This is a genomic window from Agromyces sp. LHK192, from assembly GCF_004006235.1.
Classification (GTDB): domain Bacteria; phylum Actinomycetota; class Actinomycetes; order Actinomycetales; family Microbacteriaceae; genus Agromyces.
Genome location: NZ_CP034753.1, coordinates 174,737 through 195,794 on the forward strand (window position 1 = coordinate 174,737; position 21,058 = coordinate 195,794).

General features: G+C 72.8%; 21 protein-coding genes. 13 read left to right on the plus strand and 8 right to left on the minus strand.

Annotated features, from left to right (window positions below; all coding sequences use genetic code 11):
* Window positions 1-102: 102 nt before the first annotated feature.
* Entirely contained in the window at window positions 103-2,553 is a 2,451-nt protein-coding gene (locus ELQ40_RS00825) for an Ig-like domain-containing protein (protein WP_127791969.1), read from the minus strand.
* 312 nt (window positions 2,554-2,865) lie between these two features.
* Between ELQ40_RS00825 and hemE the strand changes: the two genes are divergently transcribed.
* The 6 genes from hemE to ELQ40_RS00855 all read left to right on the plus strand — a co-directional run bounded on the left by hemE (window position 2,866) and on the right by ELQ40_RS00855 (window position 7,547).
* The gene (gene hemE / locus ELQ40_RS00830) at window positions 2,866-4,011 is read left to right on the plus strand and encodes a uroporphyrinogen decarboxylase (protein ID WP_127791970.1); all 1,146 of its coding nucleotides are present in this window, start codon (window positions 2,866-2,868) and stop codon (window positions 4,009-4,011) included.
* Window positions 4,008-5,534: a protoporphyrinogen oxidase gene (gene hemG, locus ELQ40_RS00835; protein WP_240665879.1), complete on the plus strand. Its 1,527-nt coding sequence runs from the start codon at window positions 4,008-4,010 to the stop codon at window positions 5,532-5,534. Before hemE ends, hemG begins: the two co-directional genes overlap by 4 nt.
* Before the next feature lie 112 nt (window positions 5,535-5,646).
* Entirely contained in the window at window positions 5,647-6,120 is a 474-nt protein-coding gene (locus tag ELQ40_RS00840) for a hypothetical protein (protein ID WP_127791971.1), read from the plus strand.
* 21 nt (window positions 6,121-6,141) lie between these two features.
* Window positions 6,142-6,540 (plus strand): phage holin family protein, encoded by a 399-nt coding sequence (locus ELQ40_RS00845; RefSeq protein WP_127791972.1) that lies wholly within the window; start codon window positions 6,142-6,144, stop codon window positions 6,538-6,540.
* Entirely contained in the window at window positions 6,527-6,847 is a 321-nt protein-coding gene (locus ELQ40_RS00850; RefSeq protein WP_240665880.1) for a hypothetical protein, read from the plus strand. The genes ELQ40_RS00845 and ELQ40_RS00850 overlap by 14 nt, the downstream gene beginning before the upstream one ends.
* A gap of 7 nt (window positions 6,848-6,854) precedes the next feature.
* Entirely contained in the window at window positions 6,855-7,547 is a 693-nt protein-coding gene (locus ELQ40_RS00855) for a GntR family transcriptional regulator (RefSeq protein WP_127791973.1), read from the plus strand.
* 60 nt (window positions 7,548-7,607) lie between these two features.
* Here ELQ40_RS00855 and ELQ40_RS00860 read toward each other — a convergent pair whose 3' ends face one another.
* Genes ELQ40_RS00860 through idi form a run of 7 tightly spaced genes read right to left on the minus strand, consistent with a single transcriptional unit; the run spans window position 7,608 to window position 13,690 of the window.
* Window positions 7,608-8,507, minus strand: a complete 900-nt coding sequence (locus ELQ40_RS00860; protein ID WP_127791974.1) for a prenyltransferase — start codon at window positions 8,505-8,507, stop codon at window positions 7,608-7,610.
* A complete protein-coding gene (locus ELQ40_RS19010) occupies window positions 8,504-8,968 on the minus strand; it encodes a lycopene cyclase domain-containing protein (RefSeq protein ID WP_240665881.1) in 465 nt (154 codons plus the stop codon). The genes ELQ40_RS00860 and ELQ40_RS19010 overlap by 4 nt, the downstream gene beginning before the upstream one ends.
* Window positions 8,965-9,384, minus strand: a complete 420-nt coding sequence (locus tag ELQ40_RS00875; protein ID WP_127791975.1) for a lycopene cyclase domain-containing protein — start codon at window positions 9,382-9,384, stop codon at window positions 8,965-8,967. Before ELQ40_RS00875 ends, ELQ40_RS19010 begins: the two co-directional genes overlap by 4 nt.
* Window positions 9,381-10,976, minus strand: a complete 1,596-nt coding sequence (gene crtI / locus ELQ40_RS18670; RefSeq protein ID WP_205649398.1) for a phytoene desaturase family protein — start codon at window positions 10,974-10,976, stop codon at window positions 9,381-9,383. The genes ELQ40_RS00875 and crtI overlap by 4 nt, the downstream gene beginning before the upstream one ends.
* A gap of 40 nt (window positions 10,977-11,016) precedes the next feature.
* Entirely contained in the window at window positions 11,017-11,940 is a 924-nt protein-coding gene (locus tag ELQ40_RS18675; protein WP_164863434.1) for a squalene/phytoene synthase family protein, read from the minus strand.
* The gene (locus ELQ40_RS00885) at window positions 11,937-13,073 is read right to left on the minus strand and encodes a polyprenyl synthetase family protein (protein WP_127791976.1); all 1,137 of its coding nucleotides are present in this window, start codon (window positions 13,071-13,073) and stop codon (window positions 11,937-11,939) included. Before ELQ40_RS00885 ends, ELQ40_RS18675 begins: the two co-directional genes overlap by 4 nt.
* Entirely contained in the window at window positions 13,070-13,690 is a 621-nt protein-coding gene (idi, locus tag ELQ40_RS00890) for an isopentenyl-diphosphate Delta-isomerase (RefSeq protein WP_127791977.1), read from the minus strand. Before idi ends, ELQ40_RS00885 begins: the two co-directional genes overlap by 4 nt.
* Before the next feature lie 142 nt (window positions 13,691-13,832).
* Here idi and ELQ40_RS00895 point away from each other — a divergent pair, with 142 nt between their 5' ends.
* The 7 genes from ELQ40_RS00895 (at window position 13,833) to ELQ40_RS00925 (ending at window position 21,058) form a co-directional block, all read left to right on the plus strand.
* Window positions 13,833-14,348: a MarR family winged helix-turn-helix transcriptional regulator gene (locus ELQ40_RS00895; protein WP_127791978.1), complete on the plus strand. Its 516-nt coding sequence runs from the start codon at window positions 13,833-13,835 to the stop codon at window positions 14,346-14,348.
* A gap of 55 nt (window positions 14,349-14,403) precedes the next feature.
* Window positions 14,404-15,141, plus strand: coding sequence for a hydrogen peroxide-dependent heme synthase (hemQ, locus tag ELQ40_RS00900; protein ID WP_127791979.1), 738 nt, complete (start codon window positions 14,404-14,406; stop codon window positions 15,139-15,141).
* On the plus strand, window positions 15,141-16,409 hold the full coding sequence (locus ELQ40_RS00905; RefSeq protein ID WP_127791980.1) for a ferrochelatase: 1,269 nt from the start codon (window positions 15,141-15,143) through the stop codon (window positions 16,407-16,409). Before hemQ ends, ELQ40_RS00905 begins: the two co-directional genes overlap by 1 nt.
* A complete protein-coding gene (gene hemC / locus ELQ40_RS00910; protein ID WP_127791981.1) occupies window positions 16,352-17,365 on the plus strand; it encodes a hydroxymethylbilane synthase in 1,014 nt (337 codons plus the stop codon). The genes ELQ40_RS00905 and hemC overlap by 58 nt, the downstream gene beginning before the upstream one ends.
* Window positions 17,366-17,379: 14 nt before the next feature.
* On the plus strand, window positions 17,380-18,177 hold the full coding sequence (locus ELQ40_RS00915; protein ID WP_127795060.1) for a uroporphyrinogen-III synthase: 798 nt from the start codon (window positions 17,380-17,382) through the stop codon (window positions 18,175-18,177).
* A 185-nt stretch (window positions 18,178-18,362) separates the two neighbouring features.
* Complete coding sequence (locus tag ELQ40_RS00920) at window positions 18,363-19,424, plus strand: LacI family DNA-binding transcriptional regulator (RefSeq protein ID WP_127791982.1); 1,062 nt, start codon at window positions 18,363-18,365, stop codon at window positions 19,422-19,424.
* Window positions 19,421-21,058 carry an FAD-dependent oxidoreductase gene (locus ELQ40_RS00925; protein WP_205649399.1) on the plus strand — a complete coding sequence of 546 codons (1,638 nt, stop codon included), beginning with the start codon at window positions 19,421-19,423 and terminating at the stop codon, window positions 21,056-21,058. Before ELQ40_RS00920 ends, ELQ40_RS00925 begins: the two co-directional genes overlap by 4 nt.

The following is a 21,058-nucleotide window of genomic DNA, read 5'->3' on the forward strand; positions in this document are numbered from 1 at the left end:
GTGTCCTCCGGAAGGGGGACACGCGGCGCCCCCGGTACGACCGAGGCCCGCCACCCCAGGGGATGACGGGCCTCGGTCGCGGTCGGATCCGACCGGCGTGGATCAGTCGCGGGCTGCGGCGCGGCGACGGAGCATCGTCACCGCGATCGCGGCGCCGCCGAGCAGCATCGTCGCGAGGGCGATGACCGACGCGGTGAGACCGTCGAAGCCGGTCGACGCGAGGCCGGCAGCGGCGTTGCCCGTCGACGCCGTGGCCGAGCCGGCGGTCGCGACGGGTGCCGCCGAGACCTCGATCGGAACCTCGATCGTGCTGCCGTCGGCGAGCACCGCGACGACGTGGTGCGAGCCGGTCGGGGTCGTGGTCGGGATCGTCGCGGTGAATGCGATCGAGCCGTCGGCGCCGGCGGTCACGGTCCCGAGCGCGACCGGCGTCGAGTGGAGTTCGAGTTCGACCTCTTCGCCGTCGCCGAAGTTCGCGCCGGTGACCTGCACGGTGCCGCCCGGCACGGTGTTCACGGTGTCGATCGCGAGGTACGGCGCGGGTGCCGGTGCGGGCTCGCCCTCGCCGTCGCCCTCGCCGCCGTCGCCGCCCTCGGACAGCGAGGAGTCGATCACGATGGTGCGGGTGACGGTGCGGTTGTTGCCGGCGAGGTCGTTCACTCCGGCCTTCAGCGTGTAGGTGCCGTCGGCGAGGCCGGCGGGCAGGGCCCACGAGCCGCTCCACCCGGCTGCGCCGCCCGTCGCCTGCGCGCCGAGGGACTTCAGGAGCTTGCCGTCCTGGTACAGGTTCACGACGGGCTTGTCGAGGCCGAACGCGTCGGCGACCTGCGCGTTGACGACGACGCCCTCGCTCGCGGCGAACGCAGCACCCTCGGCCGGGTCGACGATGGTGAACGTCGGCCGGGTGTTGTCGACGACGACCTTGATGGTGGTGGTCGACTTGTTGCCGGCGAGGTCGGTCGCGGTCGCGAGCAGCGTGTGCTCACCATCGGCGACGGTCTTCGTGTCCCACGAGAACGCGGGCTGGGCGCCGTTCGTCGCCTGGTGGGCGTACGCGAGGCCGTCGTTGTCGAGGCGGAGGTTGTACGACTTCAGGTTCGCGTCGCCCAGGGTCACCTGCACGGGCACGACGCCCTTGAGGTGGGCCGCAGCGACGGGCGAGTCGATCGTGACGGCCGGCTTCGTGTTGTCGATCGTGAAGGGCACGACGCGGTTCGCCGAGAGGCCGTCCTGGTCGATCGCGTTGATCTTCAGCTGGTAGGCGCCGTCGGGGTATGCAGCCGTGTCGATCACGAGCTTCGGCTTGAGGCCCGAGTTGCTCGAACCCGGGGCCTTGGTGTTGTCCGTGAGCCAGGTGCCGTTGCGGTTGAGCTCGAGGTAGGTGTAGCTGATGTTCTCGTCCTGGAGTTCGACGGTGAACGTCTGCTTGCCGGCCACGACGCTGCCGTCGGCGAGCAGCTTCGTGATGATCGGGGCGGTGACCAGCTTGGTGAAGGGCTGGGTGAAGCAGCCGTGGTCGACGCTGGTCAGGGTGATCGAGTTGGCGCCGGCGTTGACGTAGACCTTGATGCTGCCGATCTTCGGGTTCGACTGGAGGTCGGCGGCCAGGTTGCGGCTCTCGTAGTAGCCGCCCTTGAGCGAGGCCTCGGGGAAGATGCCGGACTGGGCGGTCCAGAAGCGTCCGTCGTCGTCGTAGTGCAGCTGCTGGGTGAGGTCGCCGCCCTCGAGGATGATGCCGCCCCACCAGATGCCCGAACGCTCGCCGTTCGCGGCGAGGCGCGCGAGGTCGGCCAGGCGGGTGTCCGCGGGGAGGTTCGCCATCGCCCAGGCCGAGCCGCTCGCCGTCGCGGTGAGCTTCATCGAGCCGTTCTTCCACGTCGGGGTGACGCCGGGCTTGACGATCCAGTCGCCGAGGGCGGCGTCGGTCACCGGCGCGAGCGTGGTGACGGCGTCGCAGGTGGCGACGGTGTAGGGGTCGAAGTCGTAGCGGTGGGAGCCTGCCACGACGGCGTGGACGACGCCGTCGCCCTTCACGCCGGAGCCGAGGCTGAAGCCGACCTGCACGAGACGGGCGTTCGGCGCCGCGGCCGACCACTGGGCGAGCGTGCCGAACCACTCGCTGCCGTTGCCGCCGTTCTCGGCGCCCGAGGGGTCGAGGTCCTTGAGCGCCTGGCTCGAACCGCCCGTGAGCCACCAGTTCTGGCCGTACACCGACTCGCCGACGAGGATGCCGTCGCCCTTGCCGTCGCCGGTCACGTCGACGACGAACTGCGCACCGGGGGCGACGCCCTCGGTCGCGGTGTAGTCGACCGAGCCCGACGTCACGTCGGCCAGCGCCAGGTCGACGCCGAGGTAGCCCGCGACCTTGTCCGTCGAGGTCGCACCCTCGGTCCAGATGTGCAGGCCGTCGGCGGTGCGCTCGTAATGCCCGGTCGCGCGGGTCTGGCTGAAGTCCCATTCGGCGAGCGTCTCGGCCTGCGCCGGGAGGGCGATGCCGGCGGCTGCGAGCGCGAGGCCCGCGACGCCGCCGACGGCGATCGTCTTCCTGATCATGCTGTTCCTTCTCGGGTGGTGAACGCATGCGTCGACGGTGCGGGCGGCGTTCTCCGGCGCGATCGGCCGTCGTGGGCGATCTGGTGCGCGGGCGCGCGCCGGGTTCGGATGGTCGCCGCGGGGGAGCGACGAGGGGGCGATGGTGCGACCCTCGGCCGGCGGAAACGGGGGGACGGGTACGCCGAACGTCGGGTTCCGTCAACGATACGTGCGCATCGAACACGGTGAACGCGCTTTCCGTGCCCCACTTCGGGGGCCACCGCATGGGGCCGTCTGCGGCGTCTCCCAGCCGCCGACTGCGAGAATGTGCGGGTGATCCTCCCACCGCAGCATCCGCTCTCCGCAGGTCTCACGTCGGATTCGCGCCTCGTCCGCGCCTACCGGGGGCAGCGTTCGGACACGACGCCCGTGTGGTTCATGCGCCAGGCGGGTCGGTCGCTGCCCGAGTACCGCGAACTGCGCGTCGGCACGCGCATGCTCGACGCCTGCCTCGACCCCGCCCTCGCGGCCGAGATCACGCTGCAGCCGATCCGCCGCCACGGCGTCGACGCGGGCATCTTCTTCAGCGACATCGTGGTCCCGCTGAAGCTCGTGGGGGTCGACGTCGAGATCGAGCCGGGACGCGGTCCGGTGTTCGGCCGCGCGTACGGTGACGCGGCGGCGATCGCCGAGTTGACCGCGATCGATCCGGCTGCGCTCGACGAGGCATCCGCACCGATCACCGAAGCCGTGCAGCGCACGATCGCCGAGCTGAACACGACCGCTCCCGCGGGTCGCAGCGAGGGCGCCACGCCGCTGATCGGGTTCGCCGGTGCGCCGTTCACGCTCGCCGCCTACCTCGCCGAGGGCGGTCCGTCGAAGGATCACCTCGCCGCGCGCACCCTCATGCACGCGGACCCGGGCGCGTGGAGCGCGCTCATGGACTGGACGGCCGAGCTCACGGGCCGGTTCCTGCGCACCCAGGTCGTCGCGGGCACGTCGGCCGCGCAGCTGTTCGACTCGTGGGCCGGGGGGCTGTCGCTGGCCGACTACGAGCGCCACGTCGCACCGGCCTCCGCGAAGGCGCTCGCCTTCGTGCACGACCTGTCGTACGAGACGACGGATGCCTCGGGCGAAGCCCTCACCCGCTCGGTGCCGGTCGTGCACTTCGGCGTGGGCACCGGCGAGCTGCTCGGCGCGATGCGCAACGTCGGCGCCGACGCCGTCGGCGTCGACTACCGGGTGCCGCTCGACGTCGCAGCCGAGCGGGTCGGGCCGGAAGTCGCGCTGCAGGGCAACCTCGACCCCGCGCTGCTGGCGGCACCCGCCGACGTGCTCGACGACGCCGTGCGCGACGTGCTGCGTCGCGGCCGGTCGGCCCCCGGTCACGTGTTCAACCTCGGTCACGGGGTGCCGCCGTCGACCGACCCCGACGCGCTGACCCGCGTGGTCGAACTCGTGCACGAGGCCGGCGCGTGAGCGACGTACGAACCCCGAGCGCCGACGGCACGGGGGTCGGGCGCGAGGAGCGCACCGCCGACGTCGTCGTGGTCGGCGGCGGGGTCGCGGGCCTCGTCGCAGCGCTCGAGTGCGCGCGCATCGGGCTCGTGGTGACGGTTCTCGAGCGCGAGTCGGCCCCCGGCGGCTGCGTCGGCCGTATCGAGCTCGACGGGCTCACCCTCGATTCTGGTGCGGAGTCGTTCGCGACGCGCGGCGGCTCCGTCGCCGAGCTCCTCGGCGAACTCGGCCTGGCCGACGACATCGTGGCGCCGAATGCGTCGGGCGCATGGCTCGTCCTGCCCGACGACCGCGGCGGCGTGCGCGCCGCCCCGCTGCCGAAGACCGGCATGCTGGGCATCCCGGCGAACCCGCTCGGCGACGACGTGCGCGAGATCATCGGCTGGCGCGGCGCGATCCGGGCCTACCTCGACCGCGTCCGCCCCATCCTCAAGATCGGCCGGGCCCACAGCCTGGGTGCGCTCGTGCGTCAGCGCATGGGCCGGCTCGTGCTCGACCGGCTGGTGACGCCGATCTCGTCGGGGATCTACTCGTCGGACCCCATGGACCTCGACCTCGACGTCGTGGCGCCCGGGCTCAACGAGGCGATGTCCCGCAACGGCTCGCTGTCGGGCGGCGTCGGCGAACTCGTCGAGACCAGGCGTGCCGGCAGTGCGGTGCAGGGGCTGCGCGGTGGCATGCACCGTCTCGTCGACGCGCTGCTCGCCGAGCTCGACCGCTTCGGCGTCACGGTGGTGACGGGCGCCGACGTCACCGGGCTGGAGTCGCTCGCGTACGCCTCGGCGACGACCGGCCCCGACGAGTCGCCGGGATGGCGCGCGACCGCGGCCGTCGGCGAGTCGGCGCTCGTCGTGGACGCGGCCTACGCGATCGTCGCGACGCCCGCGCGGTCGTCGCGAGCGCTGCTCGCCACCGCGGTCGACGGCTGGGCCGACGTCGCGGAGTGGCCCGACTCGACCGCCGTCGAGATCGTCACGCTGGTCCTCGACGCCCCCGCGCTCGCCGACGCCCCGCGCGGCACCGGCGTGCTCGTCGCCGCCGATGCCCCCGGCGTCGCCGCGAAGGCGCTGACGCACTCCAGTGCCAAGTGGGCGTGGGTGGCCGAGGCCGCCGGCTCGCGCCAGGTCGTACGGCTCTCGTACGGTCGCGCCGGCGCCGCGAACCCGCTCGACGGACTCGGTGAGCGAGCCGTCGAGGAGCTCGCCGTCGCGGACGCAGCCCTCCTGACCGGCGTTCCCCTGGCACCCGCGATGCTCGTGGCATCCGGTCGTACCGTCTGGCGCGACGCGGTCTCGCACGCCGCGCTGGGCCAGCGCGACCGGGTCCGTGCCGTCGAGGAGGCGCTCGCCGCCGTGCCCGGCCTCGAGGCGACCGGCTCCTGGCTGTCCGGCACCGGGCTGGCGTCGGTCGTGCCGCACGCCAGGGCCGCCGCGGAACGCGTCAGGCACCTGGCCGTCGCCGCCCGTGCGGGCGAGGGCGCATAGCCGCAGCGGCATATTCGGTCGCCCGGGCCGTCGCAACCCCCTTGCGACGCCGCCTTCGGGGTCTACGCTGGGTAGACGTCGCCGTGCCGGAGGCGGCGGGAATGGGGTGGACATGAGGGGCAAGATCCTCTTCGTCGTCGGACTCGGCGTCGGGTACGTGCTGGGCACGCGAGCCGGGCGCGAACGGTACGAGCAGATCCGGCGCGCAGCGCAGGGCGTCTGGAACCAGCCCGTCGTGCAGCAGGGTGTCGAAACGGTGAAGGACTTCGCCGCTGCGCGAGTCGGTGACGCCGGCGACGTGCTGCTCGACAAGGCGAAGGACCTGATCGGGCAGGCCACGAAGCGATCGGGCGCCACCAAGCGCGACGTCTCCAAGGCCGCCGACCAGGCACGGTCGAGCGTGTCGAAGACCGCCGACGCCGTGAAGTCCGCGGTCGATTCGGCGGCGGGCGCGCTCGAGGACGCCGTCGACGAGGCCGAGGATGCCGCGGGCAAGGCCGCGAAGCCCAACCCGCGGTCGACGACCAAGCGCACCTCGAGCAGCCGGTCGACCGGTTCCCGCAAGCCCGCGGCATCCGATTCCTAGGATCAGCTGAGGAGACGACCCATGGCCGATCCGAACGAACGCTCCCTCTTCACCCTCATCGGCGAACTCCCGGACCGGGTCCAGGCCCTCGTCCGCGCGGAGATCGACCAGATCAAGGCCGAGCTCAGCTACAAGGCCAAGCACTTCGGCATCGGCGCGGGGCTCTTCGTCGCCGCCGCATTCGTGGCGGTGTTCCTGCTCGGCACGCTGATCGCGACCGGCATCCTCGCCCTCGCGCTCGTGATGCCCGCATGGGCCGCAGCGCTGACCGTCTCGGGCATCCTGCTGCTGATCATCGCCGCGATGGTGGGCATCGCGATCCTGAACTTCAAGCGGGGCTCGGAGCCGCTCGAGTCGATCGAGAGCCTGCGCAAGGACATCGACGCCGTGAAGGGAACGGGTGACTATGACCGCCGCTGACCCCCTCCAGCCCGGCGCCCCCCGCGTGTCGAAGCGCGAGCAGGCGACCCGCGACCGCAACCTCACGAGGGTCCAGGCCCGAGCCAACGTCGAGCTGGCGCGCGCCGACTTCGTCGACCTGCTCAACGGCCTCGAAGACAAGCTGAACGTGCCCAAGCAGGTCAACCGCGCGACCGCGCGCGCGAAGGTGAAGCTCCGTCGGTTCGCCGAGGAGCAGCCGGTCGCCGCGGTCGCCGCGACCGTCGGCGTCGCGCTCGCCGTCGGCGGGGTCGTCTGGCTCGTCGTGCGGAACGCCACGAAGCCCTGACCCGACGGTGAACGACGCGCCGACGGATGCCGCGACGGCTGCGGCCGGACCGTCCGCGTCGTCGTCGGATGCCACGACCGCGGTCGACCGGGTCGCCGACGAGTTGCGGTCCGAGATCCTCCGCGGCGCGCTCGCCACCGGGACCCCGCTTCGGGAGGAGCAGATCGCGGCCCGGCTCGGCGGCTCGCGGCACACCGTGCGCGCGGCGTTCCAGCGGCTCGTCGCCGAGCGACTCGCGGTCGCGGAGGCGTACCGCGGGGTTCGGGTGACGAGCTTCGACCGCCACGAGATCGCCGCGCTGCAGGACCTGCGGGCGGCGCTCGAGTGCGAGGCGGTGCGCCTCGCACGGGCTCGATACGGCGACGTCTGGCCCGACGAGGTCCTCGCCCCCGCGAGGGCGGCGCTCGACCGGTTCGATCCCGGTGTCGGCGACGGCGACGTCGACTGGCTCGAGGTGGAGCACGCCCACGCGGAGTTCCACCAGGCGCTCGTTGCGGCATCCGGCAGCCCACGCATCGTCGAGGCGTACCGGGCACTCGGCAGCGAACTGCTGCTGTTCCTGCTGCAGGTGCGCCCGCACTACGGGCTGGCCGGGCTGGTCGAGGAGCACCGCCTGTTCCTCGCGGACGTGCAGCAGCGCGGGCCCGACGCGGTCCGCGAGCACCTCGCCCATTCGACGCGGCTGCTTCTCGGCGAGTGAGCCGGGCCGGCGGCAGGGACGGCGGGCGATGGCGACGGCGAGGGCGGGCGCTGCGGGGCCTCAGGCCGTGAGCATCGCGAACCAGATGAGCAGCATCGTGACGACGAAGCCGCAGGCGTAGTTGATCCAGAGGAACTTCCGCCACCCGCCGTTCGCCCGGCCCGAGTCGGCGTCGGAGACGCTGCGGTACGGCCACGCCGCAGCGACGTACGGGGCTGCGAGCAGGGCGGCCAGCGGGCCGGGCCAGGCGGTCGTGAGCACGAGGAGACCCGCGAGCACCCACATGCCGATCGCGAAGCGGACGGTCGCGCGGGCGCCGAGCACGGTCGCGATCGAGGCGATGCCGCCCTCGCGGTCGGGAACGACGTCCTGCACGGCGCCGAACGCGTGGCTGGCGACGCCCCAGGCGAAGAACGCCGCGAGGAGCGCGACCAGCTGCCCCGTGACCGGGGCCCCGGCCAGCGCCAGCCCGTAGACGGCGGGGGAGACGAAGTGCACGCTCGAGGTGACCGAGTCGAGGAACGGCACCTCCTTGAAGCGCAATCCGGGCACCGAGTACGCAGCGACCGCGAAGAGGCTGATCGCGAGCACGAGCCACGACCCCGGGCTGCCGACGGCGACGAGCCAGACCACGAACGGCAGGCACAGCGAGATCGCCGCGATGACGGTCGTCCGGTGCCGAGCGGGCGTGAGCAGCGCGCCCTCCACGCCGCCCTTGCGCGGGTTCTTCGCGTCGGAGGCGTAGTCGAAGACGTCGTTGATGCCGTACATCGCGAGGTTGTAGGGGACGAGGAAGAACAGCGTGCCGATCACCAGGGTCGCGTCGACCTCGCGGGTCGTGAGCAGGTAGGCGGCCGCGAACGGGAACGCGGTGTTGATCCAGCTCAGCGGACGCGAGGCGAGCAGCAGGTCGCGCGCGAGTCCGCGGTCGCGTGCGCCGGCGCGGGCGGTGGCGGTCATCCGATGCTCCCGTCGGCGGACCCGGCGGACCCGGCGGACCCGGCGGACCCGGCGGACCCGGTCGAACCGGCGGACCCGGTCGAACCGGCGGACCCGGCGGACCCGGTCGAACCGGCGGACCCGGTCGATCGGGACCCGACCGCATCGCCGGATCCGGCGCCGCGCACCCGGCCGCCGCCGAACAGGTTCCAGACCGACACGCAGACGAGCAGGGCGGCGATCGGATAGGCGAAGTCCTCGATCGGCGCGAGGCCGAGCCGCATGCCGAGGATGAGGTCGTCGGCGTAGTCGAACAGGCCGGCGGCGATCATCACGGTGTCGAACACCGCCGTGAGCACGACGAGCACGCCGGCGGATGCCGCGAGCGCGAGCGCATGCCGGCGGGGGGCATTCCGCCACGCCACGGCGGCGACCGCGGCGGACGCGGCGATGAAGAGCGCGCACAGCACGGCGTAGGTCACGAGCCCGCCTCCCGGCCGGGCGCCGACGTGTGCTCCCGGGAGGGTCCCGAGCGGGGGCTCCCCGCGCGCGAGTCGCCCGCCCCCGAGCCGCGCCCGCGCGAACTCCGAACCGCGAACACCCGGAGCGATCCCTCGTACAGCACCATCGACAGGTAGCAGAGGAAGAGCAGGAACACGACCTCCTCGAGCGGCAGGTGCGGCGCGAGCATGAGCCCGGTCGTGATCTCGTTCGGGGTGTGCAGGAAGATGCCCATCGCGATCCCGGCCAGGTCCCAGCAGACCAGGAACGCCAGCCCGATGGCGAGCGTCGCCGCCGCGCGCCGCGGCGCGCGCCACAGGAACAGCGTGAACCGCCGGTCGAGCAGCACCATGCAGCCGATCGACGCGAGCAGCAGCGCGAGGTAGAGCAGCGTCATACCGCCACCCTCGACCGCTCGGGTTCGGCCATCGGCCCGGTCGACCGATCTCCGCGCACCGACTTCGCGACCAGTTCGGCGCTGATCAGGCACATCGGCAGCCCGATGCCAGGAATCGTGGTCGCGCCCGCGAAGTACAGCCCGTCGACCTCGCGCGACGCCGTCCTCCCGCGAAGGAACGCGCTCTGGCGCAGCGTGTGCGCGGGCCCGAGCGCGCCGCCGCGCCACGAGTGGAACCACGACTCGAAGTCCGCCGGTCCGATCGTCCGTCGCACGACGACCCGGTCCGCGAGGTCGGGGATGCCCGCCCACGCGGACAGCTGCGCGATGGCGGCATCCGCGACCTGCTCGACGAGCACGTCGCCCCGCCCGTCCTCGCCGCCGGCGCCGATCGACGTGTCGGCCGGTACCGGGACCAGGAGGAAGAGGTTCTCGCAACCGGGCGGGGCGACCGAGGCATCCGTCGCGCTGGGCATGCACGCGTACAGCGACGCGGGGTCGGGGATCGCCGGCCGCGCGCCGAAGATCTTGCGGAAGTTCTCGTCCCAGTCCTCGGTGAACAGCAGGTTGTGGTGCGTGAGCTCCGGGAGCCGTCCGCGGACGCCCAGCAGCACGAGCACCGCACCCGGGCCGGGGTTGCGCCGCTCCCATGCGGCATCCGATCGGCTGCGCAGCCGGGGTGGCAGCAGGGCGGTCTCGGTGTGGTGGACGTCGGCGGCTGAGACGACCAGGTCTGCAGGCAACGCGCGTTCCTGCACGTCGCGCTCCCCGTGCGGTTCCGTCGACCGCCGGAATGTGACGCCGGTCGCGCGGCGCCCCTGCGTCGTGATCGCGGTGACCTCGGCGCCGGTGACGATCTCGACCCCGGCGGCCCGCGCGAGCCGCGCGGCGGCGTGCACGATCTCGCCGAACCCGCCCATCGGGTAGGCGACCTCGTCGGCCAGGTCGAAGCGGCTCATCAGGTGGTACATGCTCGGTGCGTCGCTCGGCGAGCTGCCGAGGAACACCGCCGGGTACCCGAGGATCTGCCGGAGCCGGCGATCCCGGAACGACCGCGCCACGAAGCGGTCGAGCGGTTCGCCGAGGAGGCGCGCGAGCCGCCCGAGCCTGCGGAGCACGGGCGCGACCAGGAGCGACCGCGGCGCGGAGAAGTCCGTGTAGAGGAAGTGCTCCATCGCGAGGCGGTACGTCTCGTCGGCCGAGTCGAGGTGCCGTTCGAGCGCCGCGCCTGCGCCGGGCTCGATCGATTCGAACAGCGCGACGGATGCCTCGCGCTCGCTGCGCACGTCGACGTGCGCATCCTCGTGCTCGAAGAACACCCGGTAGGCCGGGTCGAGCCGGGCGAGGTTGAGCTCCTCCGCGCTCGATGAACCCATCAATCGGAAGAAGTGGTCGAACACCTCGGGCATCAGGTACCACGAGGGGCCGGTGTCGAAGCGGAAGCCCGCGCGGTCCCACCGGCCCGCCCGGCCGCCCAGCTCGTCGCGCGCCTCGAGCAGCGTGACCCGGTGACCGTCGCGTGCGAGCAGCCCCGCGGTCGCGAGCCCGGCGATGCCGCCGCCGATCACGACGATGCGGCGACTGTGACGCACCGGCCCCGGGGGGCCGGAACCGGTGCGCCGGCGTTCGCGATCATGTCGCGGCTCCTGCGCCGGCCGGGGCCGGCGCCACGCTGCTGCGCCCACCGGATGCGGAGGGCCTGACGACCGCCCGGCCGAGCACCCACAGCTTGCGCGGCGCCGGCACGCGCACCCGCGCGGCGAGCAGGTCGGCCGCCGGCGTCCGACGGAGCCGCGCGGCGAGTTCGCCGAACAGTCCGTGGGCGGCGGCGACGGCTCGGCGGCATCCGATCGGGAGTTCGGGGATGACGGCGCCCGCGATGGCGAGGTCGGCGTCGATGTCGTCGAGGATCCGGTCGCGATCCGCGTCGGTGAAGTGCTCCGGGTCGATGCCGGGGAAGTAGCTGCGGCCGCGCTCGCCGTAGTCCTCGGCGAGGTCGCGCAGGAAGTTCACCTTCTGGAAGGCGGCGCCGAGGTGCCGGGCGCCGCGCTCCCACCGGGAGTCGCGCTCCGCATCGGCCGGGAGGCCGACCGTGAACGCCCGCAGGCACATCAGCCCGACGACCTCGGCCGAGCCGTAGACGTACGTGGCGAACGCCGCCTCGTCGAGGTCGACCGGATCGAGGTCGCGGCGCATCGAGGCGAAGAAGGGCCGGGTGAGCTCCGCGCCGAATCCCGTGTCGCGCGCGGTGCGCGCGAACGCGTGCACGACGAGGTTGGAGCTGTACCCGCAGGCGATCGCCCGTTCGGTCTCGGCCTCGAGCGCATCGAGCTCGCTGCGGACCTGCGCCGGGTCGAGTCCGGCTTCGGCCGCCGGCCCGTCGACGAGTTCGTCGGCGACGCGGACGAGCGCGTACACGTCGGCGACGTGGCCGCGCACCTGCGCGGAGCACAGCCGGCTCGCGAGGCCGAACGAGGTCGAGTACGCCGAGATGACGCGCGCGGAACCGCGGTGCGCGACGTCGTCGTAGAGCGCGAGGCCAGTCGTCGCGGTCATCGGTTCCGCTCCCCGCAGGCGTGCGCGAGCGCGGCGATCTCGGCGACGAGCGACCGCGGCATCCCGCTCTGCTCCGCGACGTCGACGGCGGCGCGGCGCCTGGCGTCGATCAGGTCCTCGACGAGGGCGAGCGCGCCGCTCGACACGATCACCGCACGGATCGCGTCGGCACCGCGCTCGTCGAGGTCGGCGCGCCCGAAGTCGCCGGCGACGCCGGCCCAGGCGGCATCCGTCCGCGCCCTGGCGATCAGCAGCGTCTGCTTGCCCTCGCGGAGGTCGCCGATCGCGGTCTTGCCGGTGACGCGCTCCTCGCCGAACACGCCGAGCACGTCGTCGCGGAGTTGGAAAGCGACGCCGAGGTCGCGCCCGAGGTCGCCGAGCGCGTCGATCACGCGGGCGTCGGCGCCCGCGAGGATCGCACCGGCCTGGAGCGGCGCGCTGAACGTGTAGGACGCCGTCTTGTGCTCGATCATCGCGAGGATGTCGCCGACCGTCGGTGTCTCGTCGATCGAGAACCGGACGTCGGCGTGCTCGCCCGCGGCGGCCGCGAACACGCACTCGTCGAACAGGTCGAGCAGCCGCTCGCGCCTGACCTGCGTGGTGGCGACGCCCGCGACCATACGGTGCGCGGCGGCGATGAGCAGGTCGCCGGCGAGGATCGCGGATGCCTCGCCGTAGAGGTGCGCCCGCGTGCGATCCGTCCCGCGCGAGCGGGCGAGGGTCGAGAACCGGCCGGTGACGTTCGGCGCGCCGCGCCGCGTGTCGTCGTGGTCGATCACGTCGTCGTGCATGAGGAACGCGGTGTGGAGCAGTTCGAACGCGGCCGCGACCGCGATCGCGTCGGGGATGGGGCCGTGTCGCTCGGCGGCGAGCGCGCGGAACGAGGCCAGCACGGCTCGAGGACGCATCCGCTTGCCGCCCGCGGCGCCGTCGCGCGCCGCCGACCAGAGCAGCCGGTAGTCCTCACCGTGCGCTCGCGCCCTGGCGGCCTGGACGGCGAAGTACTCGTCGATGGCGGACTCGACGGCGGCCAGGTCGTCGTCGAAGCCACGCTCGACCCCGAGGGCGCCGGGGGCCGAGCGTGCGTCCGAGGTGTCGTCGGTCGTCGCCGCGGTGAGGGTCGGGGTGCTCATGAGACGGCCCTGAGCGGAAGCCCGGAGAGCGGCGTCGGGGCGGGTTCGGCGGAGCTCGCCCGTTCGGATGCGTCGAGCGTCCCGGTGCCGCCGAGGAAGGGCAGGAGTTGCGCCTGCAGCACCAGCCAGGGGCTGAAGGCCCAGGGCGCGTGGCGGATGGCCTCAGCGAGTGCCGCCGGCTCGACCCAGGAGAATTCCGCGACCTCTCCGGGGTGGGGTTGCGGCGTCGACGCCGTGGTGGCGGTGTACACGGGGCAGAGTTCGTTCTCCACGATGCCCGAGGCATCCGTCGCCCGGTAGTGGAAGAACGGGAGCACCGGCTCCAGGTCGGTCAGGGTGAGGCCGAGTTCGAAGTCGCCTCGGCGCCGGATCGCATGCGGGAGGGTCTCAGCCGGGCCGGGGTGTCCGCAGAACGAGTTCGTCCAGACGCCGGGCCAGGCCTGCTTGGCGAGTGCGCGCCGCGTGACCAGGATGCGTCCGTCCGGGCCGAAGACGTGGCAGGAGAAGGCGAGGTGCCTGGCGGTGTCAGCTCCGTGGACGCTCGACTTGGGGGCGGTGCCGATCGGTCGGTCGTCCGCGTCGAGCAGGACGACCTCCTCGGTGCTCGGGGTGTGCATCGGCGGCTCCCATCAATCTGATCGAGTGAGTATCTCACCTAGGAAGAAATATACCGGATTGGGTAGCATTGAGACCATGATGGATTCCGAGGAGCGCCCGACCGAGGGGGTTGCGCAAACGCGCGATTCGGTCCATGCGCGCATGCTCGATCCGCGGGTGGTCGATCGCGACGCCGACCTGGTTCCGCGCGACGGCCTCAGCGACACGGAGGTCGACCAGATCGTCAGGGTGCTCGAGAGCCTCCGCAGCTGGCACGAGGCGTCTCGCCGCATGAGCGAGGCGTCCGAGCGGTACATGCGTCTCAACCACACCGACATGCGCGCCATCCGGTTCCTGATCGCCGCCCGCAACCAGGAGATGATCGCCACCCCCGGGGCGCTCGCCGAGTACCTGGGCATCTCGAGCGCGGCGACGACCAAGCTCCTCGACCGCCTCGAGCGCGGCGGCCACGTCGAGCGGGCGCCGCACCCGACCGACCGGCGCGCCCTCGCGATCTCGGTCACCGACCACACCCGCCATGACGCGCGCGAGACCGTCGGACGCCAGCACGCCCGGCGCTTCGCCGTCGCCGCAGCGCTCGACGCCGACGAGCGCGAGGTCGTCATCCGATTCCTCGACGGGCTCGCCGCCACCGGCGACGATCCGGCCGCCGCCTGAACGAGCATCCGAACCGGTTTTTGGCCGAAGCGGCGGAAAGGGGGAGACTGGGTGCATGTCTTCCCCCGCTGCCGAGGCGGCAGCCGACGCGAACCGTTCCGAATCCGAAGCCGAGCAGTCGCCCGAGGGCTACACCCTGTTCGCGGTGCTCCGTCGCGACCCGAATCGCCCCGACGACCTCGACGGCCACGACGTGCCTCGTTTCGTCAAGGAACTCGACGGCATCATCTCGCTCATCGAGGACGAGGGCGTGGTGCTGCGCGGGCTGTACGACGTCTCGGGACTGCGCGCCGACGCCGACGTCATGATCTGGTTGCACGGCGACACCGCCGAGGGGCTCCAGTGGGCGCTCCGAGAGCTTCGCCGCGCCCGGTTGCTGAAGGCGCTGCTCCCGACCTGGAACGCGATGGGCGTGCACCGCGACGCCGAGTTCAACAAGTCGCACGTGCCCGGGTTCCTCCGCGGCGTCGAGCCGCGCGGATGGCTCACCGTCTACCCGTTCAACCGCTCGTACGACTGGTACCTGCTCGACCCCGCCGAGCGAGGCCGCATGCTCGCCGAGCACGGCCGCAAGGGCGCCGCGTTCCGGGGCGTCGTCGCCAACACCGTCGCCGCGTTCGCGCTCGGCGACTACGAGTGGCTGCTGCCGCTCGAGGCCGACGAGCTCACCGACCTCGTCGACCTGATGCGCGACCTCCGGGCGACCGACGCCCGCCTGCACGTGCGCGAGGAGATCCCGTTCTACACCGGCCGCCGGATCGGCACCGCCGAGCTCGTCGAGGTGCTCCAGTAATGGCCGCGTCGAACCTCGGATCCACCGGAGCCGACGCCCCGGCGCGCGCCGACGCGCACCGAGGTCGCAAGCCGGCGCCCGCGGCCTCCGCGCCGTGCGCCCCCGGTGCCGTCGTGCCGGGCGCCACGGCGGCGGCACAGGGTGGACCCGAGCACGTCGAGGCACCCGTCGCCTACGACGCGATCCTGTTGGCCGGCTTCGGCGGCCCCGAAGGCCAGGACGACGTCATCCCGTTCCTCCGGAACGTGACCGGGGGCCGGGGCATCCCCGACGAGCGCCTCGAGGAGGTCGCCCATCACTATCGGCACTTCGGCGGCATCAGCCCGATCAACGAGCAGAACCGCGCGTTGAAGGCCGCGCTCGAGGCCGAGCTCGCCTCGCGCGGCATCGACCTGCCCGTGCTGTGGGGCAACCGCAACTGGGACCCGTACCTCAACGACGCGCTCGCGGAGGCGAAGCGCCAGGGCCTCACGAAGCTGATCGCCATCGCGACCAGCGCCTACAGCTCGTACTCGAGCTGCCGGCAGTACCGCGAGGACTTCGCGGACGCACTCGCCGACACCGGTCTCGGCGACGAGATCCAGATCGACAAGGTCCGGCAGTTCTTCGACCACCCCGGCTTCGTCCTCCCGTTCATCGAGGGCGTCCGCGACGGGATCGCGCAGCTCGAGGCATCCGTCGACGGACTCGATCGCACGACCGGGATCGAGGTGCTCTTCGCGACCCACTCCATCCCGTCGACCGATGCCTCGAAGTCCGGACCTGCGGAGCGCGGGTTCGGCGAGGGCGGCGCGTACGCGGCCCAGCACCGCGCCGTCGCCGAGGTCGTCATGCGCGAGGCCGGGGCGACGGATGTCCCGTGGCAGCTCGTCTACCAGTCGCGGTCGGGCCCTCCCTCGATGCCGTGGCTCGAGCCCGACATCAACGACGCGATCGCCCAGCTGCCCGCCGCCGGCCGACGGGCTGTGGTGATCGTCCCGCTCGGCTTCGTCAGCGACCACATGGAGGTGCTCTGGGACCTCGACAACGAGGCGCTCGAGACGGCCGGCGAGCAGGGACTCGCGGCGGTGCGCGTGCCCACGCCCGGCACGCATCCGGCCTACGTGGCCGGCCTCGTCGACCTCGTGCTCGAACGCGTGCACGGCACCCCGGCCGCGCAACGGCCGGCGATGACCGACCTCGGGCCCTGGTACGACGTGTGCCGCCCCGGATGCTGCGAGAACGTCCGGCTGGGATTCCGGCCCGCACTGGCGGGACTGGCGCCGTGAGCGTCATCCGGGTGGGCACCCGCGGAAGCGCACTCGCGGTCGCGCAGACGTCGTGGATCGCCGACCGCATCGCCAAGGCCGCCGGCGGCGCCGAGATCGAGCTGGTGCAGGTCACCACGCACGGCGACACGTCGCGGGCCTCGCTGAGCGAGATCGGCGGCGAAGGCGTGTTCGCGGCGGCACTGCGCGAGTCGCTGCTGGCGGGCGAGTGCGACCTCGTCGTGCATTCGCTGAAGGACCTGCCGACCGCCGAGCACGACGGGTTGCGCCTCGGCGCGGTGCCCAAGCGGGCGGACGCCCGCGACGCGCTCTGCGCGCGCGACGCGCTCACGCTCGAGACGCTGCCCGAGGGCGCCCGCGTCGGTACGGGGTCGCCGCGGCGCATCGCGCAGGTTCGCGCCGCGCGCCCCGACCTCGACGTGGTCGACATCCGGGGCAACGTCGACACCCGCCTCGGCCGGGTCCACGGCCCCGACGCCGACCTCGACGCCGTGCTGCTCGCGGCCGCCGGTCTCGGGCGGCTCGGTCGCTCCGATGCGATCACCGACCTGCTCGACCTGTCGGACTGGCCGACCGCGCCCGGCCAGGGTGCGCTCGCGATCGAGGTGCGCCGAGAGCGCGGCGACCGGTTGCTCGAGCAGGCGCTCGAGTCGGTCGACCACCGTTCGACGCGAGCGGCGGTGCTGGCCGAGCGGCTCGTGCTCGCCGGTCTCGAGGCCGGGTGTTCGGCGCCGATCGGGGCGACCGCCTTCCTCGAGGACGAACTTCTGTTCCTGACGGCGAGCGTGTACGCTGCCGACGGAACGCGGCGCCTGACCAGTTCGCACGCCGCGACCCCTGAAAGCCGCTCCGCCTCAGACCTGGCGGAGGCGGCGAGCGACATCGCAGCCCGCGTGGTCGCTGAACTCCTCGGCAACGGTGCCGGTGAACTCGCATCTTCCGAGGAGCCGCGGTGACCGAATTCGAACCCATGACCGGGGCCATCCACCTGCCGTCGTCCGGCGCCGGCAAGCCGCTCCAGGGCTGGCGGGTGCTCGTTCCCCGCGGCGGCCCCTGGGGCGACGGCGTGGCCGCGGCGCTCCGCGCGCGCGGCGCCAAGCCGGTGATCGCACCGCTGATCGACTTCGCGCCGACCGACGACCAGCCCGCGCTCGAGGCGGCGCTCAAGCGGCTCGCCGAGGGGGCGTTCGACTGGCTGACCGTGACGAGTGCGACGACGGTCGACGTCCTCGCGTCGTACGGCGCGGAGATCCCGGCGTCCACGAAGGTCGCGGCCGTCGGGGAGACGACCGCCGCCGCCCTCGTGGCCGCCGGGTACCGCGCCGACATCGTGCCGAGCGAGGAGAACTCCGCGCGAGGCCTGCTCGAGGAGTGGGAGGCCGCGACCGAGGGCGAGAAGGGCCTGCGCGTGCTGGCCCTGCGCTCGGCGATCGCGAAGCAGATCCTCTCGGTCGGGCTCGCTCGCATCGGCCACCACGTGGAGGCGGTCGTCGCCTATCGCACCGTGGGCGTGCCCGTCGCGCAGAAGGTCGTCGACGACGTGCGCGCGGGCAACGTGCGCGCCATCCTCGTGACGTCGGGCAGTGTAGCCGAGCAGGTGCAGGAGCAGCTCGGTCCGATTCCCGAGTCCATCCTGGTCGCCGCGATCGGCCCGCAGACGCAGACGGATGCCGCGAAGGTCGGCCTTCGGGTCGACGTCATCGCCGAGGAGCGCAGCGCCGAGTCGCTGATCGACGCCGTCGTCAGCGCGGCACTCGCGAGCGCCTGAACCGCAGCCGCGGCCCGCGGAACCGCGGCGGCGCGACTCGCTGAGCCGCAGCCGCGCGGCGCGCTGAACCGCCGCTGCGCGGATCGTCGCTGATTTCGTCCGCGAACTTGCTAATCCGCATTACCATCCGCTATCGTCCCTGCTAATGCGGATTAGCACCGCAGGTGACGACCCGAAGGATCTCGATGACGACTTCCAAGACCCCGCCGCGCCGGATCACCCAGCGCCGCATCGCGGAGCTGGCCGGCGTGAGCCAGGCGACCGTCTCGCTCGTGCTGAACGACAAGGCCGACGGCCAGGCGCGCATCCCGGAGGAGACCCGCGACCGCGTCCTCCGAGTGCTCAAGGAGACCGGCTACGTCGCCGACCCGGCGGCCCGACGCCTCGCCGGCCTCGGCAACCGCATCCTCGGGGTGTTCACCTACGAGCCGGCGTTCCCGACCGAGAGCCAGGACTTCTACGCTCCGCTGCTCAGCGGCATCGAGCAGACGGCCGAACAGCTCGGCTGCGACCTGCTGCTGTTGACCTCGACGCCGGTCGTCGACGGCCGGCGCCGGCTCCTCGACGAGCGCAACCGCTGGCGGCTCGCCGACGGATGCCTCCTGCTCGGGGTCGAGATGGACCCGGCCGAGCTGTCCCGCCTCGTCGAAGACGGCTTCCCGTTCGTCGCGGTCGGCCGTCGTGACGTCGAGGGCGCGCCGTACGTCGCCATCGACTACGCCTCGGGAGCCGCCGAACTCGTCGGCCGCGCCTGGGAGCTGGGCCACCGCACGTTCGCCTACCTGCACCGCCCCGCGCAGGGCGAGTCGCTCCTGGACCGGCGCTCGGGCGTCATCGACGAACTCGCCCGGCGAAGCACCGGCCCGGCGCCCGTCGCGCCGACCATGATCACCCTCTCCGGCGACGTCGCGGCGGACTGGTCGGAGGTCCGCGCATCCGGGGCCACCGCACTCGTCCTCGAGACCTTCGAGGACGCCGGCCGGCTCGTCGAGCTCGCCGAGGCCGACGGCGTCGACGTGCCCCGCGACCTCAGCGTCATCGTCCTCTCCGAGCCCGGCCGCGGCGACGACGCCCGCGACTACACGCGCCTGAGCCCGCCTCGCACGGAGCTCGCCGCCGCCGCCACGGTCCTCCTCGCGCGCCTGCTCGACCCCGAGCTCGAGGTCGAGGGCGACGAGTTGCGCCAGACGCTCGACTGCCCGGTCGTCGACGGCTCCACGCTCGTCGCGCCGCGGAGCGCCGAATGACCGCGCACGCGCCCGAGCGCGAACTGCGCGCCGACGTCCTCATCGTCGGCGGCGGCCTGGGCGGGGTCGCCGCCGCGGTGGGGGCCCTCGAGGCCGGTCGATCGGTGGTGCTCACCGAGGAGTACGCGTGGCTCGGCGGTCAGCTCACGAGCCAGGCCGTGCCGATGGACGAGCACACCTGGATCGAGTCGTTCGGTGCCACGGCGCGCTATCGCGCCCTGCGCGACGGCATCCGCGATCACTACCGGCGGCACTACCCGCTCACGCCGGAGGCCGCCGCCGATCGACACCTGAACCCGGGTGCCGGCCTCGTCGGCCGGGTGTGCGCCGAGCCGCGTGCGGGCGTCGCCGTGATCGAGGCCATGCTCGCGCCCTACCGGGCGACCGGCCGCCTCACCGTCGTGCAACCGGCGGTGCCGGTCGCGGCGCGCGTCGACGGCGACCGGGTCGAGGCGGTCGAGCTGCGGCGGGCCGACGGCACCAATGTCGTCGTTTCGGCGGCCTACGTGATCGACGCGACCGAGCTCGGCGACCTGCTGCCGCTCACCGGTGCCGAGTACGTCACGGGCTTCGAATCGAACCGCGAGACCGGCGAGCCGAGCGCCCCCGACGAGGCGCAGCCCGACAACCAGCAGGCGTTCAGTTGGTGCTTCGTGATCGACCACGTCGACGGCGACCACACGATCGACCGGCCCGCCGGATACGACCGCTGGCGTACGGCGCAGCCGCCGTACTGGGGCGCGCCGATGCTCTCGCTCACCGGACCCGACCCCCGCACACTCGAGATCACGACGCGCACCTTCTCACCCAACGCCGACTCCGGCCGCGATGTCGCCGAGGGTCGCGTCGCCGACCAGCGTGCGGACGCCGGCGACCGTGAACTCTGGACCTTCCGACGCATCGTCGCGCGGCGCAACTTCCGCGCCGGGTTCTACCCGAGCGACGTCGTCCTCGTGAACTGGCCGATGATCGACTACATCGGCGGCCCGATCGTCGACGTGACCGAAGCTGTCCGCGCCGAGCGCGAGGCGGAGGCGCGCGAACAGTCGCGCTCGATGCTCTACTGGCTGCAGACCGAAGCCCCGCGGGCCGACGGCGGCACGGGGTTTTCCGGGCTGCGACTGCGCGGCGACCTCACCGACGGCCCCGAGGGCCTCGCGATGGCCCCGTACATCCGCGAGTCCCGGCGCATCCTCGCCGAGACGACCGTCACCGAGCTCGACCTCTCGATCGCGGCATCCGGTGACGCATCGCCCAAGCGCTTCGCGGACTCCGTCGGCGTCGGGATGTACCGCATCGACCTGCACCCCACCACCGGCGGCGACAACTACCTCGACCTGCCCTCACGGCCGTTCGAGATCCCGCTCGGCGCCCTCATCCCGCGCCGGCTGGAGAACCTCCTGCCGGCGGGCAAGAACGTCGGTACCACCCACATCACGAACGGCGCCTTCCGGCTCCACCCCGTGGAGTGGAACATCGGCGAGGCCGCGGGCCGCCTGGCGGCCTTCTGCCTCGATCGTGCGTCCCGCCCCCGCGCGATCCGTACCAATCCGGGACTCCTGGAGGAGTTCCAGTCCCTGCTCACGAACAGCGGCGTCGAACTGCACTGGCCGGCCGACGTCAACGGTTACTAG

Excerpts from the sequence above, each read along its gene's own strand:
- ELQ40_RS00905 (WP_127791980.1), top strand. The coding sequence starts at position 15,141 with ATGGCCGCGTCGAACCTCGGATCCACCGGAGCCGACGCCCCGGCGCGC.
- hemQ (WP_127791979.1), top strand. The coding sequence starts at position 14,404 with ATGTCTTCCCCCGCTGCCGAGGCGGCAGCCGACGCGAACCGTTCCGAA.
- ELQ40_RS00845 (WP_127791972.1), top strand. The coding sequence starts at position 6,142 with ATGGCCGATCCGAACGAACGCTCCCTCTTCACCCTCATCGGCGAACTC.
- ELQ40_RS00850 (WP_240665880.1), top strand. The coding sequence starts at position 6,527 with ATGACCGCCGCTGACCCCCTCCAGCCCGGCGCCCCCCGCGTGTCGAAG.
- ELQ40_RS00860 (WP_127791974.1), bottom strand. The coding sequence starts at position 8,507 with ATGACCGCCACCGCCCGCGCCGGCGCACGCGACCGCGGACTCGCGCGC.
- hemC (WP_127791981.1), top strand. The coding sequence starts at position 16,352 with ATGCTGCGAGAACGTCCGGCTGGGATTCCGGCCCGCACTGGCGGGACT.
- ELQ40_RS00920 (WP_127791982.1), top strand. The coding sequence starts at position 18,363 with ATGACGACTTCCAAGACCCCGCCGCGCCGGATCACCCAGCGCCGCATC.
- ELQ40_RS00925 (WP_205649399.1), top strand. The coding sequence starts at position 19,421 with ATGACCGCGCACGCGCCCGAGCGCGAACTGCGCGCCGACGTCCTCATC.
- ELQ40_RS00875 (WP_127791975.1), bottom strand. The coding sequence starts at position 9,384 with ATGACGCTGCTCTACCTCGCGCTGCTGCTCGCGTCGATCGGCTGCATG.
- ELQ40_RS18675 (WP_164863434.1), bottom strand. The coding sequence starts at position 11,940 with ATGACCGCGACGACTGGCCTCGCGCTCTACGACGACGTCGCGCACCGC.
- idi (WP_127791977.1), bottom strand. The coding sequence starts at position 13,690 with ATGCACACCCCGAGCACCGAGGAGGTCGTCCTGCTCGACGCGGACGAC.
- ELQ40_RS00885 (WP_127791976.1), bottom strand. The coding sequence starts at position 13,073 with ATGAGCACCCCGACCCTCACCGCGGCGACGACCGACGACACCTCGGAC.
- ELQ40_RS00840 (WP_127791971.1), top strand. The coding sequence starts at position 5,647 with ATGAGGGGCAAGATCCTCTTCGTCGTCGGACTCGGCGTCGGGTACGTG.
- ELQ40_RS00915 (WP_127795060.1), top strand. The coding sequence starts at position 17,380 with ATGACCGGGGCCATCCACCTGCCGTCGTCCGGCGCCGGCAAGCCGCTC.
- ELQ40_RS00895 (WP_127791978.1), top strand. The coding sequence starts at position 13,833 with ATGCTCGATCCGCGGGTGGTCGATCGCGACGCCGACCTGGTTCCGCGC.
- ELQ40_RS00825 (WP_127791969.1), bottom strand. The coding sequence starts at position 2,553 with ATGATCAGGAAGACGATCGCCGTCGGCGGCGTCGCGGGCCTCGCGCTC.